At 30.8% G+C, this 15767-nt stretch carries 15 protein-coding genes; 1 reads left to right on the forward strand and 14 read right to left on the reverse strand.

Annotation, left to right across the window (positions count from 1 at the left end; translation table 11 throughout):
- Nucleotides 1–227: 227 nt before the first annotated feature.
- The 6 genes from KQI42_RS01725 to KQI42_RS01750 all read right to left on the reverse strand — a co-directional run bounded on the left by KQI42_RS01725 (nt 228) and on the right by KQI42_RS01750 (nt 5468).
- A complete protein-coding gene (locus KQI42_RS01725) occupies nt 228–713 on the reverse strand; it encodes a nucleoside 2-deoxyribosyltransferase (RefSeq protein WP_216516114.1) in 486 nt (161 codons plus the stop codon).
- 179 nt (nt 714–892) lie between these two features.
- Nucleotides 893–1096, reverse strand: a complete 204-nt coding sequence (locus KQI42_RS01730; protein WP_216516116.1) for a helix-turn-helix transcriptional regulator — start codon at nt 1094–1096, stop codon at nt 893–895.
- Nucleotide 1097: 1 nt separating this feature from the next.
- Entirely contained in the window at nt 1098–1442 is a 345-nt protein-coding gene (locus tag KQI42_RS01735) for a hypothetical protein (protein WP_216516118.1), read from the reverse strand.
- A gap of 463 nt (nt 1443–1905) precedes the next feature.
- On the reverse strand, nt 1906–3108 hold the full coding sequence (gene gltS, locus KQI42_RS01740) for a sodium/glutamate symporter (RefSeq protein ID WP_216516120.1): 1203 nt from the start codon (nt 3106–3108) through the stop codon (nt 1906–1908).
- Between the two features lie 241 nt (nt 3109–3349).
- Entirely contained in the window at nt 3350–4228 is an 879-nt protein-coding gene (locus KQI42_RS01745) for a response regulator (RefSeq protein WP_216516122.1), read from the reverse strand.
- Entirely contained in the window at nt 4203–5468 is a 1266-nt protein-coding gene (locus KQI42_RS01750; protein ID WP_216516123.1) for an ATP-binding protein, read from the reverse strand. Before KQI42_RS01750 ends, KQI42_RS01745 begins: the two co-directional genes overlap by 26 nt.
- A 725-nt stretch (nt 5469–6193) precedes the next feature.
- Here KQI42_RS01750 and KQI42_RS01755 point away from each other — a divergent pair.
- Nucleotides 6194–9052, forward strand: a complete 2859-nt coding sequence (locus tag KQI42_RS01755; protein WP_216516124.1) for a phosphodiester glycosidase family protein — start codon at nt 6194–6196, stop codon at nt 9050–9052.
- 32 nt (nt 9053–9084) lie between these two features.
- On the opposite strand, the gene KQI42_RS01760 is transcribed toward KQI42_RS01755, so the two are convergent.
- From KQI42_RS01760 to spoIID, 8 genes are all read right to left on the reverse strand, one after another.
- Nucleotides 9085–9930: a transglycosylase SLT domain-containing protein gene (locus KQI42_RS01760; RefSeq protein WP_216516125.1), complete on the reverse strand. Its 846-nt coding sequence runs from the start codon at nt 9928–9930 to the stop codon at nt 9085–9087.
- Between the two features lie 10 nt (nt 9931–9940).
- Nucleotides 9941–10273 carry a rod-binding protein gene (locus tag KQI42_RS01765; protein WP_216516126.1) on the reverse strand — a complete coding sequence of 111 codons (333 nt, stop codon included), beginning with the start codon at nt 10271–10273 and terminating at the stop codon, nt 9941–9943.
- A gap of 13 nt (nt 10274–10286) precedes the next feature.
- On the reverse strand, nt 10287–11081 hold the full coding sequence (gene flgG / locus KQI42_RS01770) for a flagellar basal-body rod protein FlgG (protein WP_216516127.1): 795 nt from the start codon (nt 11079–11081) through the stop codon (nt 10287–10289).
- 12 nt (nt 11082–11093) lie between these two features.
- Nucleotides 11094–12137: a flagellar hook-basal body protein gene (locus KQI42_RS01775; protein WP_216516391.1), complete on the reverse strand. Its 1044-nt coding sequence runs from the start codon at nt 12135–12137 to the stop codon at nt 11094–11096.
- 59 nt (nt 12138–12196) lie between these two features.
- Nucleotides 12197–13228, reverse strand: coding sequence for a rod shape-determining protein (mreB, locus tag KQI42_RS01780; RefSeq protein ID WP_216516128.1), 1032 nt, complete (start codon nt 13226–13228; stop codon nt 12197–12199).
- Nucleotides 13229–13355: 127 nt separating this feature from the next.
- Nucleotides 13356–13610 carry a sporulation transcriptional regulator SpoIIID gene (spoIIID, locus tag KQI42_RS01785; protein WP_216516130.1) on the reverse strand — a complete coding sequence of 85 codons (255 nt, stop codon included), beginning with the start codon at nt 13608–13610 and terminating at the stop codon, nt 13356–13358.
- A gap of 58 nt (nt 13611–13668) precedes the next feature.
- Nucleotides 13669–14550: a M23 family metallopeptidase gene (locus KQI42_RS01790; protein ID WP_216516131.1), complete on the reverse strand. Its 882-nt coding sequence runs from the start codon at nt 14548–14550 to the stop codon at nt 13669–13671.
- A 112-nt stretch (nt 14551–14662) separates the two neighbouring features.
- Nucleotides 14663–15700, reverse strand: coding sequence for a stage II sporulation protein D (spoIID, locus tag KQI42_RS01795; protein ID WP_216516132.1), 1038 nt, complete (start codon nt 15698–15700; stop codon nt 14663–14665).
- Between the last annotated feature and the right edge of the window lie 67 nt (nt 15701–15767).

The following is a 15767-nucleotide window of genomic DNA, read 5'->3' on the forward strand; positions in this document are numbered from 1 at the left end:
GGAATCACCTCCCTTTATCTTTGTGATGTGTTATATTCTACGAGAGGTATGGAAAATCCTTTTATTTACTCATGAGGAAAATAATACAAATTAAGTCATAGTAAAAGAATTTACTACAGTTATTCATATTTATAGATAAAAACCAACATAAGATTTTGTTTAATTTGATAGAAATATCTTGAAAATAAAAAAAGACCAGGTCTAAACCTAGTCATATCTTATTAAATCTATTTTCTTAAATATTTTTTTATACCTTCTACAAGATCCTCTACTGTAGAATATACATTACCTTCTCTTTGCTTAATTAACCCAATAACAAAGAGATTTCTATATACAAATTGATTTTCAGTACTGTCATTTATTAGTGCTTCAATCTTTTTATTATTATCTCTGCCTTGCTGACGTACATCTGTATATAAAGCAAAAATAGGTTTATCCATCATATAAAATGCTCCTATTTCAGCAGCAACACCACTATCAATTTCAACTCCATCTATCACTGCAATTAAAAACTCACTTTCTCTAAGTTTATCCATATCAGCTTTCGCAATGGCAATAGAATCAGCATATGAACTCTTATCATTTATAGCATCATTTTCCTGAGGAACATATAAATCAATTCCTTGTATTTCTTTTCTTATTTCTGATGCTATCAGTGAATTTAATAATCTATCTCCCATGCCAAATAACCCATTCGCTAAGTATGCCTTCATTGAATCCCCCCTAGTATATTTTCTATATATAATTTTATATATAATTTCAAATCTTAACAAAATTATAGCACACTAAACATTTCTTTCAAAAAATAAAAAAGACCAGGAATTTAATTCCCAATCTCATCTAAATTAGATTATATTGCTAAATATAATAAAAATACAAGTTTAATAAGATATCAATCTAGAAATTCAAATAGTTCTTCCACCGTGACGTTAAATATCTTTGCAATATCCATAGCTAGCTTTAACGAAGGATTGTATTTTCCATTTTCTAAATGTACAATTGTCTCACGTCTTACACCAACTAACTCAGCCAATTCACTTTGTTTCATATTTGCGTTCTCTCTATAAGTTTTTAAACTGGTTTTCAAAGTAGACATTCTATAACCCTTTCTTGTCAAAGTAATAAAATAATACTGGTTTAAGGCTCGCAATTGTAAACAATAAAAGTAACATCAGCAATCCAATCATATCTCTAGTGATATATATTCTTTTGAAATCCGATGCTGCAACAAGAATAATTAATAATATTAACCCTATATCAGCAACAATCATACATATTTTATTTACTTTACTCAATATTCTTTCCACTAATTCATCAACTTTTTCCTGCTTTATTAATCCAACAAGACCATAAAGCACCAATGCTGTATAATAAATTTTTGAGATGATATTTTCATATTGACGAAAACCAAAATTTTCTCTGCTTACAATATACAGAATCAATATTATAAACACATCACATTTAAAATAATTATTCAAGTTAGTAATGTTAATTATTTATAACATTTTTTTGTTTTTCCATAATAATAAAAAAGACTAGACATTACACCTAGCCAGTCTAATCTACTCACTTATTCTATCTAACATAATCAATAAAGCTCAATCCGGAATACTATGTCCATTTAAATCCTTTTTCCATCTTTTGATCTTCTATTATTCTCTTTTTATCTAAAGACTTCTTAACTTATTCCCTTTGCTTCCTTTGCCAAATCTCTAATTTAGTCATGGTTTTCTCCTTCTCAGCTTTTCTAATTAAACTCTTTTCCAACTAAGAATTTATATACAAATTAAAATTTAAATCTTATTAAAATACAAAAGAACCCTGAAATATTTAATCATTTCAGAATCCTCTTGTCTACAATATATAAGATAGTAATAGATACTTATCTATAGAACAATACTTTATCTACTTAGCAAAAAAATTCATGAAAAACGTTATAATACCAGCATTAAAAAAATCTATAAACAAACTTCCTACGAGAGGTACTACAAAGAAAGCTCTTGGTGAATAGCCATATTTACCTGAAATTGCCTGCATATTTGCCATAGCATTAGGTGTAGCACCCATCCCAAAACCGCAATGTCCTCCAGCCATAACTGCTGCCTCATAATCTTTCCCCATAACATTGAAGGTTATAAAATAAGCAAATAATGCCATAAGTACTGTCTGAGCTATTAACATTACTATAAGCGGAATTGCAAGAGCAGCAAGTTCCCAAAGCTTAAGTGCCATAAGTGCCATTGCTAAAAATAATGATAAAGATATATTTCCAATAATATCTATTTCTTCACCTTTGATGTCAAATAAAGATGAGGCATCTCCAATATTTCTTATTATGGCTGCTGAAAACATAGCTCCTAAATATGGTGGAAATGTCCTCCCTATTTTTTCAAATAGCATAGATATTATTGTTCCAATACCCATTGCTATAAATATCTGTGCTGTTGCTGACATTAACTCATTCATACTCAATTCTTTAGCAGGTTCTTCAGTAACTGCTATTTCTTTATTATATTTTAAATTGTCTCCTGTTTTTTCAAGTAAATTATTTTTGTCTATAAGCCTCTTTGCAATAGGTCCTCCTATCATGCTCCCTATTATAAGACCAAAGGTTGCTGAAGCCAAAGCAACAGTTGAAGCACCAATGGCACCCGCTTTTTCGAAAACATCTCCGAATGCACCAGATGTTCCATGACCACCTGTCATAGGCGTTGATCCTGTCGATAGTCCTATAAGAGGATTTAAATCAAATGCTTTTGCCAATGCAACTCCTATAATATTTTGCAATACTACAAGAGCTACTGCTATAACAAGAAATAGAACAACCTGTATTCCCCCCTTTTTTAAAAGCTTAAAGCTGGCTGTAAATCCAACAGTAGTAAAAAACACTGTCATAAAAAACTTCTGAAGTGTATCATCAATACTGATAGTCATAATGCCAGTTGATTTAAATATCAGATTTAAGACTGCAAATATTATTCCTCCTACAACTGGAGCTGGGATACAATATTTCTCTAGAACATTCAATTTTGATTTCAACCATTCTCCTATGTATAAAACAACTATAGCTATAGCAGATGCTTGATACATATTAAGCGTAATGTCCATTTTACATTCCCCCTTTTTAAATCAATTCCTTCTTATAATCGTTACATCCTTTACAAGTTTCACTATTCTGACTTTTTTAAATTACTCTTTATGGAATGGTGAAAACGATTACACTATTAATTTTAAAGTGGTACTACGGCTTATTATTATAAAACTACCTTATACTACAAAAACTTTTTTATTTTTCTGTAAATTGAAGAAAACAATAAAAAACAAACCTTTATTCCCCATAAGTAATAGGTTATAAAAGGTTTATTTTAGCAATTATGCCTTCAATGAATTTTTTAATGTTAATTTTTCCACTTTTCTCATTATGGTTTTCTATATGTCGCATCTGTTGCCTTATCTGAGAAAAATCAAATAAAATTGTACTATACTCTAAAAATATAATATTACTGTAGTCATTAACTCCCAATTCTGTAATGGTTTGAAAAGCCTTTTGTATAATCCGCCTTATTCTCTGCTCAAAAGCTTTCTTATTAGAAGATAAGTTTTCTTTTCCACTTTCCTCTTCTACTATTTTTTCGTATATATCTTGAAGATAATATGACTGATCATTTTTTGTTTTCTTTATATTAATAACATTCTTAATAACTTTCTTTAAGTCATTACTTCCCATATCACCTGCTATTCCTAAATCTATAAATATTTTAGATATAAGATTATCTATATTATCTGAATGAACCTCTTCCTTATTAGCTCTCATATTAAATACTGCATTTTTAACGATAGAAATAGAATTCTCAAGTTCAATATTATAACAAACACCTTTAATAACATTTATAACTTCAATATCATTAATAGGTTTATTTATAAAAAATAATATTCCTGCCTCATAAGCCTTAGAAATCATATCTTTATCTTCAACCTGAGATATCATTATAAATTTACCTGTATATCCTCTTCCCTTTGCCAATTTAATTATTTCTAAGCCATCTATGACGGGTAATAATAAATCTATAAGTACTATATCTGGATTATAAAATAGGATTTCTTCTACTGCAGAATCACCACTTTTTAATTCCTCTACAACCTTTCCAAGGTTATTCTTTTTTATGAGAATGGATAACATTTTTCTTATATTTACATCATCATCAATTATTAGAATTGTTCTTTCCATTTTTTCCTCCGACTAATGAGATTTTAGGTATTTTTATCTTAAATGTAGTACCTCTTTCTATTCTTGATTCAACGTAAATCACACCATTTAAATTGTCTATTATATTTTTAACGTGAGGTAGCCCTATTCCAGTAGAAGCTTTTCCTGTAAAGGTATCAAACTTTGTTGTAAATCCAGGATTAAAAATATAGGGTATTACATCCTTATCAATTCCCTCACCAGTATCACTTACTGTAAAGTAAAAAAATTCTTCATCGTGTTCTTCCAATATTTTTATTTCATCATTATCTTTACATGCATCAATACTATTCATAATAAGATTATTTAATATAGTAAAAAGATTATAATATGATTTTAATGATATATCTTCCTGAAATTTAAAGGTAATCTTTATATTTTTATTACTTTCATTTATACATCTATCAGTATTATCTCTTATTATTATAAATATATTAGACAAACTCATTGTCTCATCTCTCTCAAAACTTCTTATGAAAGATTCAAATCCTTTCAATACTCTTAAATAATCTTTCTTAATTTCATGAACTTCCCTTGCAATACTAAGGGTTTGCTCCCTTAGTTCACAATCTTCTTTATGAGTTTCATATAAACTATAACTTCTGCCCATTACATCTTCAATATCCTTAAGAGATTTCTTGAGATAGAATACCTCAGCTTGTATATCTGCTACGAGAAGGTTTATTTGAGTATACCTTTTCTGGTATTCTTTCTTTAGAATGAAAAACTTCTGTCTATTGTATATGAAATAAATGATATAAGCTACTAAGCTCCGTATCATTCCTGCTGCAATTATTCCTTGTACAATATTTAAAGATATCCCTCTTCTTAGAAGAGATTCACATATATTACTCAATGAATCAATTATTGTAAAGGTAATCAATACTCTTAATAAATTATCTTTATTTTTTACTATCCTACTAACATAACATAAAAAACCAAATACTATATAGTAGATTAAAGAAGGTATATTAATAACTATTATTTCCTTAAGTTTCATAGAAGTAAATAATAGATTGAAAATACTTCTCATAGCAAAAACCATGATTCCGCACAATGGTGAAAAAAACTTCTCATCTATATTATCTTCAATAAGTATAATTAATTGAAGTACTGCAACTCCAGCTGAAAATTTCAACCTGCTATCAAAGGGGTAAAAATATATTTCTCCAAAAATTGCAACTAGTAATGAAAATAATATATATTTTTTATATTTATTCATTTTCCTCCCCCACGTTATATATTAACAGTATTATACTATATATGGCATAGGTGCACAAATATATGAGAATTAAAAACTATAATTATTCTATCTTTTTTTAATAAACTATAAATTACTTCTTTTTTGCATTTTTCCACTAAATAATATATCTTAGCAATTGTTAATGTATTGTAATGTATTTGTAACCAAATTGATATATTATAATTATATAATCATCTTAGTAATGATATCTCCCTTAAAAGACCAAGTCTATGCTTAAAATGTTTGAAATAATAGTTAAATGATATAAAATAGGGGTATATCCTTTTAGAGAGGAAAAAACCTTTTTCTTGATGTGTATAAATAATGATAACTACTACTTACAATACACTACAAGATAAAGGATTTAATAAATTAGCCTTGGCTCATCATAGGTATTAGATATTGATACCTTATTTTTAAGCACGTTCTATGAAGTTGGATCAAATACCTTGTAACTAAAAATTATTTAACCAACAAAGACCTTTATGTAATGATAATCTTTTTATAAAAATAAGAAGAAATAACAAAAAGCTCGATATTACTGTTGTGAAAATTCTTACCTAATACGTATGGAATCAATTCACAATCTATAAAAAACCATATATAAAGAAACACCAAATTCAAAACATGGCATTTTTACTGCCTTAAAGAATAAGGATGAGATGAATCTATGGTTTTAAAATCAAGAGAGGTGAAAGAAAGCAATGAAAAAAACTATTAAGAAAGTCTTTGTTCATCTGTTAGTAGTTTCTACTCTTTTATCTTCTGCCACTCCAGCTTTAGCCAAAAAGATAACTGTAAATATGCCTTATACCATATATGAGACTGAAGAATCTCAGCATATTTCTTCAGGAGTTGTCCATGAAAATATAATGAGATTTACTTCTTCTGGCTGGTGGAATATAAATGTACTAAGAATAGACTTAAATGATGAATACACTGAAATAAAAGGTCTTTTTAATCCTAATGGTATACCAAATAGGGACAAGGTTAGTAATTTAGTAGACAAGCATAATGCAGTAGCAGCTGTAAATGGGGACTTTTTTAACTATAAGCCTTTGCCATCAGCAATGGGAACTCTTATTAATGATGGTGAAGTTATATCCTCCCCTATAGAAATGGCTTATGCGCTTCCAACCTTCTTCATAGATACTTTAAATAAGGGCAATATTACTTACCTAGATAGAAGAATGGCTGCAATTAATGAAAACACAGGAAAACAAGTACTAATAAACACAATCAACAAAGTAACCCAAAATTTTGATACAGTTACTTTACTCAACAAACACTGGGGAACAAAATCAATAGGAACTAGATTCCACAAAGATTTAGTAGAAGTAGTAGTAGAAAATGACATAGTAACCGATGTTAGAGTTGGCAAAGAGGCTGTAAACATTCCACAAAATGGCTACATATTAGCTGTAAGAGGTGAAAAGCAAGAAGGTTTATTAGGATTCTCTGTTGGAGACCCTGTAAAACTAGATATTACTACAACGCCTAATATTGAAAATATTAAGTTTGCAATAGGTGGTGGCAGTATAATATTAAAGGATGGAGAATTATCTCTAACCAATATTAACATTAAAGGCAACGAACCAAGGACAGGCATAGGAATAAATAAAGAGGGAGATCAACTATTGTTAGTTACAATAGATGGTAGAGATTCTTCCTTTAAAGGTGTAAGTCAAGAGATGTTTGGTGCCCTATTAAAAGAATTAGGAGCCTATAACGCTTTAAACCTTGATGGTGGTGGTTCAACTACTATGGCAGTAAAACCTGCCAATGAAGAAAAAGCAAAAGTAGTGAATAAACCTTCCGATGGTGGAGAAAGAAGCGTAGTAAACGGAGTAGGAGTAATTTCAAATGCACCTAAAGGAGAATTATCCTATATAAAAGTTTTAACTGACGATACTAAAATGTTTGTAAATACTACTAGAAAATTCTCAGTAAAAGGTTATGATAAATACCATAATCCAGTAGAAATTGATCAAAATAGTGTAGTTTATAGTCATGAAGGTGTTGAAGGTACTATTACTGGAAACAGCTTTAAAGCTAGTTCTGAAGGAACAGCTAAAATAATTGCTAATTATAATGGTATAACTAGTGATACAAGTGTAAAAGTTTTAGAACCTGTAAGAGATATAACTACCAATACATCTAGCTTTAATCTAGATATAAATAGTCAAAAAACTTTAGGCGACTTTTATGGCAAAGACAAAAATGGCTTCCAAGCAAAGATATATCCAGAGGATATAACTTTTACTATAACAGGAAATATTGGATATATAGAAAAGAATATTTTCTATAGTGGTGAAAAAGCTGGTGGTGGAGCCATTACTGCTAAAATAGGAGATGGTATAGAAAATATTTTAGTTTCCGTAGGTAATAAGGGAATACTAGTAGAAGGATTTGAGTCTTTAGAAAACTTTAAATTTGCTTCTTATCCTGAATCAGTAACAGGTGGTATCAGTTTAAGCAAAGAAGCAAAGGATGGCAATAGTAGTGTTGCACTACGATATGATTTTTCTAAAGGTGATAACACTAGAGCAGCTTATTTAAACCTTACACCTAAAGGAAATGCAGGTTTAACCTTTACTGGAGCACCTAAAAAACTTTCCCTTTGGGTAAACGGTGATAATAGCGGTAGCTGGTTAAGGGGAACTTTAAAGGATAGCAAAGGAACTTCTCATACTATTGATTTTGCAAAGACTATAGATTGGACTGGATGGCAGTATCTAACGGCTAATATTCCATCTAATGTAAGCTATCCTGTAACTTTAGAACGAATATACGTAACTGAAATAGATGACTTGAAAAAACACTCTGGTGAAATATTACTTGATAGTTTATCAGCTCTTTATCCATCTACCTATGGTAACATGGCATTACCAACACCAAGTAATTTAACGGATGATAAAAATGTTAAAACAGAAGTAACTTCAGATGGATTCTCTTTCATAGTGTCTGTAGAACCAAAAGGTATAGACAAGCTTGTAGGATATGATGCTAGCAGTAAGATTAAGTCTAGAATAAATAATCATAAAATTGGAGTATTCTTAAATGGAGTAAGCGATGAATTTAAAAAAGGACTAAAAAACAATGCTGTAATAGATACAAATAAAGCTTATACAAAAAATAAACATAAAGGCGTATTATTTATAAATCTTAGCAGTGCTAAAGGTGGAATTAGAGCTACTAACCCACAACAATGGCAGTGGCTTACAAATGATTTATTAAATGAGCAAGACAATAATATAGTTTTATTCTTACCAACACCAATCTTTGGTTCCAACGGTTTTACCGATACCCTAGAAGCAGAACTACTTCATAAGAATTTAGTCGAAGCCAAAGAACGTGGAAAAAATATTTTTGTCGTTCATGGTGGCAACAGTACTTCTTCTGATTTAAAAGATGGTGTAAGATATATCCAACTTAATACAAAAGGTCTAAACGCTCCAGATGATATATATAACCTTTCAGTAATAGAATTTGTTGTAAATGGAAATGATATAAGCTATCAAATCAACTCCTTATTTGAAAATCCAAAAGTAAAAGTAAACTAAAAATGAGTTAGGGAGTTTCCCTAACTCATTTTCTATTTTTCATCTACCTTTATAATCCAGTTACCATAGACCCAGCCTAATTTAGATTCATCTTTATCTACTTTTACCTTATAAAAGTAAAATCCATTACTTAGTACTGGCCCTTCAACTATAGTCATTATTTCTTCTTTAACTTTTCCTATATCTTTACCATGAGGTTTATCATAAAATATCAAGAAGTTCTTCCCATCTAATTTAACCTTATCACCTATAGTATATTTAATAATATCTCCTTCATGGAATTTTTCAGGAGTTTCAAGTTTTAAAGTATTTTTTGGTATACCCCTAGAAGGTAGAGTTCCTCTACTTATAGGAGTTATCTTCTGACCGTATTCTTTTAATGCTATATTATAGATTTTATCCTGATAAGTACTTTTATTTACGTTGGGATTGTTTCTTTCTAAAATACCATTATATGCCCAAAGTGCAAAATACCAATGCTCCAAGATATTTGGATCCATATTCCCAATTTTAGGCATTTTATTATTAGCCAGCTTCCACTTAGCCAACAACAAATCTGCTCCAACTTCAATATTATAAACTGGATCTTTTTTAAGCCTATCTACATCGTAGCCACTGTTTCTACTAACCTGCATTATTCCAATATGTCCACTTCTACTTACCTTTGGTTTTCCATCGCCATTAAATTGAACAAAGGAACTTTCTATCTTAGCAACGGATTTTAAAATAATACTAGGTATACCTCTTTTAGTAGCAACGTCCTCTATAACTTTTTCTACCTCTTTTCTAGACAAGTTCTTATTTTCGCAATAAGATGCTGCTGCCAGACCAAAAATTAGAGAGAACATCAGTAAAAAAGCTACGGTCTTTCTTTCCATAAAAACCCTCCTACCAACTTACATAACCTTTTTTAAACTGCTGGTACATCATTTCAGCTATGCCTATACCATTGTCACCTTTAGTTATTTCTTTTGATAGTTCTTCTAAATACATTTCTTCAAATACTTTAGTTCCTTGACTCTTTTCTATTATTCCATTTTCAGGTATAGTATTTTTCATTTCTTTAAACATCATATATAAAAATATGGACTCAAATTCCTTACATACTTCTTTAAGTTTGCTGTCCTCTACATTTTCTTTGATAAGATTCTCCATCTTTTTTTGAATAATTGTAGGATCTTGCCCATTTCCTATGATGTTGTTATTTGGTAGTATTTCCAATTAGCCCACCTCGTTATCTCTTCAAGTTGTTAGCCATTTGCAGCATTTCATCAGAAGTTTGTATAGTCTTTGAATTGATTTCATAAGCTCTCTGTGCAGTAATCATTTTAACCATTTCTTCTACTACTTGAACATTTGAACTTTCCAAATATCCTTGAACAAGCTTGCTTTTCATTTCTTCTGCTTCCATAGGTATTTCTTCTCCAGAACCTGTAGTTACACTGTATAGGTTAAGTCCTTCACTTTGTAACCCTTCTGGATTTATAAATCTTACAAGTTTTAGTCTACCTATTTCTACTGTTTCTTCATCTTCATCCTTACCATATATATATCCAAATTCATCAATAACTATGTCTTTTATTCCACTTTCAAAAACTATTTCATCTTCATCTTCACTAAGTACAATATAACCTTCAGAAGTAACTAAAGTTCCCTCATCACCATCAATACTAAGTTTAAAACTACCATCCCTAGTATACATAACGTCCTCATTAGGCATTAAGATACCAAAAAAACCTTCTCCATCTATAGCTACATCAAAAGGGCTTTGAGTTTCAATAAAACTTCCAGTTTTAAAATCTCTTTTAGTTGCTGTAGGCATGACACCATGACCTACCTCTAAATTAACTGGTCTTCCTTGATCATCCAATACGTTACTTCTCTTAATATTAGCATAAAATAGATCTTTAAACTCTGCCCTTTGTGTTTTATAAGATGTAGTATTAACATTGGATAAGTTGTTTGCAATTGTGTCTATATTAAACTGTTGTGCTTTCATTCCTGTTGCTGCAGTCCATAGTGACCTCATATCTTAAACCTCCTAAACTCTTCCTATTTCATTAGCTGCTTTCTCTAACATTTCATCCTGAATCCTTATTACCTTTTGACTAGCTTCAAAATCCCTTAGAAGGGTAATCATTTCTACCATTCCTGTAATAGCATTTACATTAGAGGTTTCTAAATAGCCTTGAAGTACTTCACCTTCAAAAGGTATTTCTTCTGCATTGACTTCTTCAGCCATTGTATATAAATTATTACCAATCTTTCTTAAAAACTCTTTATTGTTTATATCAACCAAGTTTATTGTATCTACTAAGTTACCGTCAGCAATAACTTGTCCTTTATTGGTAATATCTATATCTTTACCAGTTAAATATATTTCTCCATTCATACCTAATACTCTATTTCCCTCTAAAGTTGTTAGATATCCATCACTTATGGTAAAAGAACCATCCCTAGTATACTGAGTTTGTCCATTTTCCCCTACTACTTTAAAGAAGCCTTGACCCTTTAGTCCTAAATCTAAAGCTCCTCCTGTTTCCATCATATTCCCTTGGGTAAAATCCGTAACATTTTTTTGAAACTTTATTCCTCCACTCATGGTACCTACTACATAGGCAGGAGGATTGTACACTATTCCTTGAAGAAAATTTTCCATATCCCCTTGATCTCCTTGTATAGGATTACCGCTGGCATCAGTAATATAGTTTTCATAATCAGTTTTATATTCATCATTTACATTCTTATAATAAGTTCTTAGATATCCATTTTCATCAACAATAAACCGGATATCTTTAACATAAGATTTTCCCATAGGAGTATTTACAACAAAATATCCTTTTTCTGTACGAGCTGTATGTACTTCTCCTTGTCGTTCATAGGTTATATTGCTTTCTTCACCTAGGTTTCCACCTTCTGGAATCCTACTCATCTTAGCTAATAGTTTTTCTGGGAAGGATTCTACTAGAGATATATCCTTTTTAAATCCAGCAGTATTTACATTAGCTAAATTATTTGATAAAACTTCTAACTTTCTTTGATTTGAAACCAAAGAAGTAGCTCCAATATAGAGACCTCTGTTCATATTTTATCCCTTCCTTAAAATCAATATCTAAATTATTATCGACTAATTTTCCTAAAACTTTAACCTCTATATCTTCTTATAGAACTATCTTCAACTAGACTACTTTCAAGAACCTCAACCCAATCTAGAGATTTACCCGTACCAATGGCTACACAAGATATTGGATCGTTAGCTATGTGAACTGGTATACCTGTTTTCTCAGTTATAAGCTTGTCCATACCATATAAAAGAGCTCCTCCTCCAGTCATCAAAATACCTTTATTTCCGATATCAGCTGCTAGCTCTGGTGGTGTTCTTTCTAAAACTGCATGGACGGTTTCACCAATTTGTTGGATAGGCTCTTCCAAAGCTTCCAACATATCTGTGGAAGAAACTTTCACATTCATAGGAAGCCCTGTTAATAAATTTCTTCCTCTTACCTCTTTAAAAACTTCTTTTTCTCTCTTGTAAGCACTGCCTATATTAACCTTTAAATCTTCTGCACTTCTTTCTCCTATCATCATATTATATTTTTTTCTTATATATTTAGTAATCGCTTCATCACATTCATCACCTGCAGTTTTTATAGAACGGCTAACCACTATACCTCCTAAAGATATAACAGCTACATCAGTAGTTCCTCCCCCTATATCTACTATCATATTTCCATTAGGTTCTGTAATATCTACACCAGCACCAATTGCCGCTGCAATAGGCTCTTCAATGAGGTAAGTTTTTCTAGCTCCTGCTTGATTGCTGGCTTCAATAACCGCTCTTTTCTCCACTTCTGTTACTCCACTAGGCACGCATATAATGACTCTAGGTCTTAGTATAAACTTACCTATAGATTTTTGTATAAAATATTTTAGCATTCTTTCTGTAACGTCATAATTGGATATTACTCCATCTCTTAAAGGTCTAATAGCAATAATATTGCCTGGAGTTCTGCCAAGCATTTTTCTAGCTTCTTCCCCTACTGCTAAAAACTTATTTGTATTCTGATCTATTGCCACAACTGAAGGTTCCTTTAAAACTATTCCTTTTCCTTTTACGTAAACTAATATACTTGCAGTACCTAAATCTATACCTACATCGGTTCTAAAAGCCGCCATGCAAACTTCCCCCTTTAATAATCCTTATCATCTTTTATTTCTATATAAAACCTAAAATTCCTCTATTTTTTTGGATTATTTTACATATTTCAAAAAGACCAAAGGGTCCCAAAATTTAGGACCCTTTTTATTCGTTAACTACTTTGTATTTTAATTTTGTTGCTTTTCCGCCTCTAATATGCCTCTCAGCTTTGTTTGTTTCTAATACCTGTTTAACCATGGCTGCTACAAGAGGGTTTATCCTCGGAAGACGTTCTGTCACGTCTTTATGAACAGTACTTTTGCTAACACCAAAAATACTAGCCGCCTGTCGTACAGTAGCTTTTTCACTTATTATATACTTTGCAATCTCTAAAGCCCTTTCTTCTATGTAATCCTTCACTTAATTAACCCCCTTTGAACTATTTGGGTATTTAATCTTTGTAAATACTTATGCTTTTTTACTTGCTAATAGAACTTGGATCTACCATTTTTCCATCTTTAATGACTTCAAAATGAACATGAGGTTCCATCATCATTTCTATTGGAGCTGACTTTCCTACTCCACTTATAGGGTCGCCTTTTTTTACCTTTAACCCTTCTTTCACCATTTCTACAGTAGATAAGTTAGCATATTTAGTTTCTAGACCATTTCCGTGGTCTATTATGATGACTTTTCCCCAAAGTTTATCTTCGTATACTTTTTTTACTGTTCCATCCATAGCTGCTTTTACCATGGTTCCTTCTTTAGCCGCAATGTCTATTCCTAAGTGGCTAGTCCATTCTTCTAAAGTTTCAGAATAAATTAAAGTATCTTTAGTAAACTCCGTTTTTACATCACCTTCTACCGGAAGAACTAAGGTTATTGTTTTATCTTCTACAAATTCTAATTCTTCTTCCTTCTCTTCTTCATTTTTGTCTTTTTTATCTGGCTTTTCTTCTTCCCTTAAAGCTACCTCTACTGCTTCTTCCTCTTCTTTTTCTGCCTTTTCTACTTCTTTAACCTTTTCTGCTTCTTTAACTTCTTCTACATCCTTAGTTTCTTCTATTTCTTTTACTTCCTTTGTTTCTTCTTCCACTTTATCCTTTGTTTCTACTTCTTCTCTGGACTTTAACTCCATGTCTTCTATAGTATTTTCATTAGAATCTTTTTTATAATTTACACTTTCTCTGTAAGGTTCATTTTCTAAAATAGTAAGGTCTTTTTCTCCTACATTTTCATCTATTCCTTTTAGACTTCGGGTTGAAACAAAGATCGTTCCCACCGCCACTATACAGACACAGATAAATAAAAATAATAAAAATCCATTTTTCTCTATTAGTTTAGAAAATTTATTTTTCATTGTCCCACCTCCATTAAGTATTATTTCCACATTGTAGAAATTCATACACTTATTTTTACTAAAATATGGAGATTTTTTGCATAAAATTTGTATAAAAAAAGAGTAGATTTCTCTACTCGATTTCTCTTAATTCTACTCCTGTATAATAATGTTTTAAAATTTCCTCATAATTCTTCCCATTTTTAGCCATACCATTAGCGCCCCATTGACTCATTCCTACTCCATGTCCATATCCAAAGGTCTCAATTTCTACAATACCCAGTTTTACATTGTAAGATATCGTAAAGTTAGTAGAGTTTAATTCAAATAAGTCTCTTAACTCTCTGCCATTTACAACATTATTATCAATGGCTATTTTTTTAATTCTGCCACTTTCTGTTTTCTCGACTAATTTAATTTTTTCAGAAAAATTCTCTTTAGTAATATTGGCACCAGAATATTTAGTGAGAATCTTTTTTATAAATTCATCTACTGTTAAAGTAACCACATTTTTGAACTTTGGTGCTCCTTCTTCATAAGGACTAGCAACACTTCTTAAATATGGAAGTTCTACTGCAAAAACATCTTTTACATCTTCTGTCATTCCTCCACTAGTAGAGTGATACAAAGGTTCAATAATTTCTCCGTTATAAAAAATTCCCTGATTTTTAGTTGAGTCTACAGCCTTTTCTATCTTACCCCAATACTTTTCTACCCAGCCATCAGAATGAATTTCTCTTAATTCGTCTAAACTTAAATAGGCTTGACAGTGAACTCCAGTACAAAGAGGTGCCCCCTTATGGTCTGGATGACCATCCTTAAACTTTAAACTTCTGCTAAGGGCATAAGTTCTACTAGCTATAGCTTGAGCCTTTAAAGCTTCTATATGAAACTCTCCTGGCATCTCTGCTGCTACTACTCCTTTTACATAGTCATCTAACAACAATTCTTCTACTTCTCCAGTTCTAGAATTAAAAACCTTTATCTTCCCATTCAAATCTTCTAGCTTTATAGGGGTCTTTTCTTCTAAAACAGTCTCTTTTTCTTTTCTAAATTTTTTACCTTCTATGGAAGTATTTACAGGTACAAAATTAAAAGTCTTAACAATAACTGTGGGTATAAATATAGTTATTATCAAGACTACACATAAGTACATTCCAAATCTCTTCATTTTTTCCCCCTCTTTGCCTTTAGTTTATATATAAATTCTATGCAAGAGGGTATTATCTTATGTTAAA

The organism is Tissierella simiarum (assembly GCF_018917865.1).
Classification (GTDB): domain Bacteria; phylum Bacillota; class Clostridia; order Tissierellales; family Tissierellaceae; genus Tissierella_C; species Tissierella_C simiarum.

Coding starts and splice junctions, on each gene's coding strand:
- KQI42_RS01725 (WP_216516114.1), bottom strand. CDS start 713: ATGAAGGCATACTTAGCGAATGGGTTATTTGGCATGGGAGATAGATTA.
- KQI42_RS01730 (WP_216516116.1), bottom strand. CDS start 1,096: ATGTCTACTTTGAAAACCAGTTTAAAAACTTATAGAGAGAACGCAAAT.
- gltS (WP_216516120.1), bottom strand. CDS start 3,108: ATGGACATTACGCTTAATATGTATCAAGCATCTGCTATAGCTATAGTT.
- KQI42_RS01745 (WP_216516122.1), bottom strand. CDS start 4,228: ATGGAAAGAACAATTCTAATAATTGATGATGATGTAAATATAAGAAAA.
- KQI42_RS01750 (WP_216516123.1), bottom strand. CDS start 5,468: ATGAATAAATATAAAAAATATATATTATTTTCATTACTAGTTGCAATT.
- KQI42_RS01755 (WP_216516124.1), top strand. CDS start 6,194: ATGAAAAAAACTATTAAGAAAGTCTTTGTTCATCTGTTAGTAGTTTCT.
- KQI42_RS01760 (WP_216516125.1), bottom strand. CDS start 9,930: ATGGAAAGAAAGACCGTAGCTTTTTTACTGATGTTCTCTCTAATTTTT.
- flgG (WP_216516127.1), bottom strand. CDS start 11,081: ATGAGGTCACTATGGACTGCAGCAACAGGAATGAAAGCACAACAGTTT.
- KQI42_RS01775 (WP_216516391.1), bottom strand. CDS start 12,137: ATGAACAGAGGTCTCTATATTGGAGCTACTTCTTTGGTTTCAAATCAA.
- mreB (WP_216516128.1), bottom strand. CDS start 13,228: ATGGCGGCTTTTAGAACCGATGTAGGTATAGATTTAGGTACTGCAAGT.
- KQI42_RS01790 (WP_216516131.1), bottom strand. CDS start 14,550: ATGAAAAATAAATTTTCTAAACTAATAGAGAAAAATGGATTTTTATTA.
- spoIID (WP_216516132.1), bottom strand. CDS start 15,700: ATGAAGAGATTTGGAATGTACTTATGTGTAGTCTTGATAATAACTATA.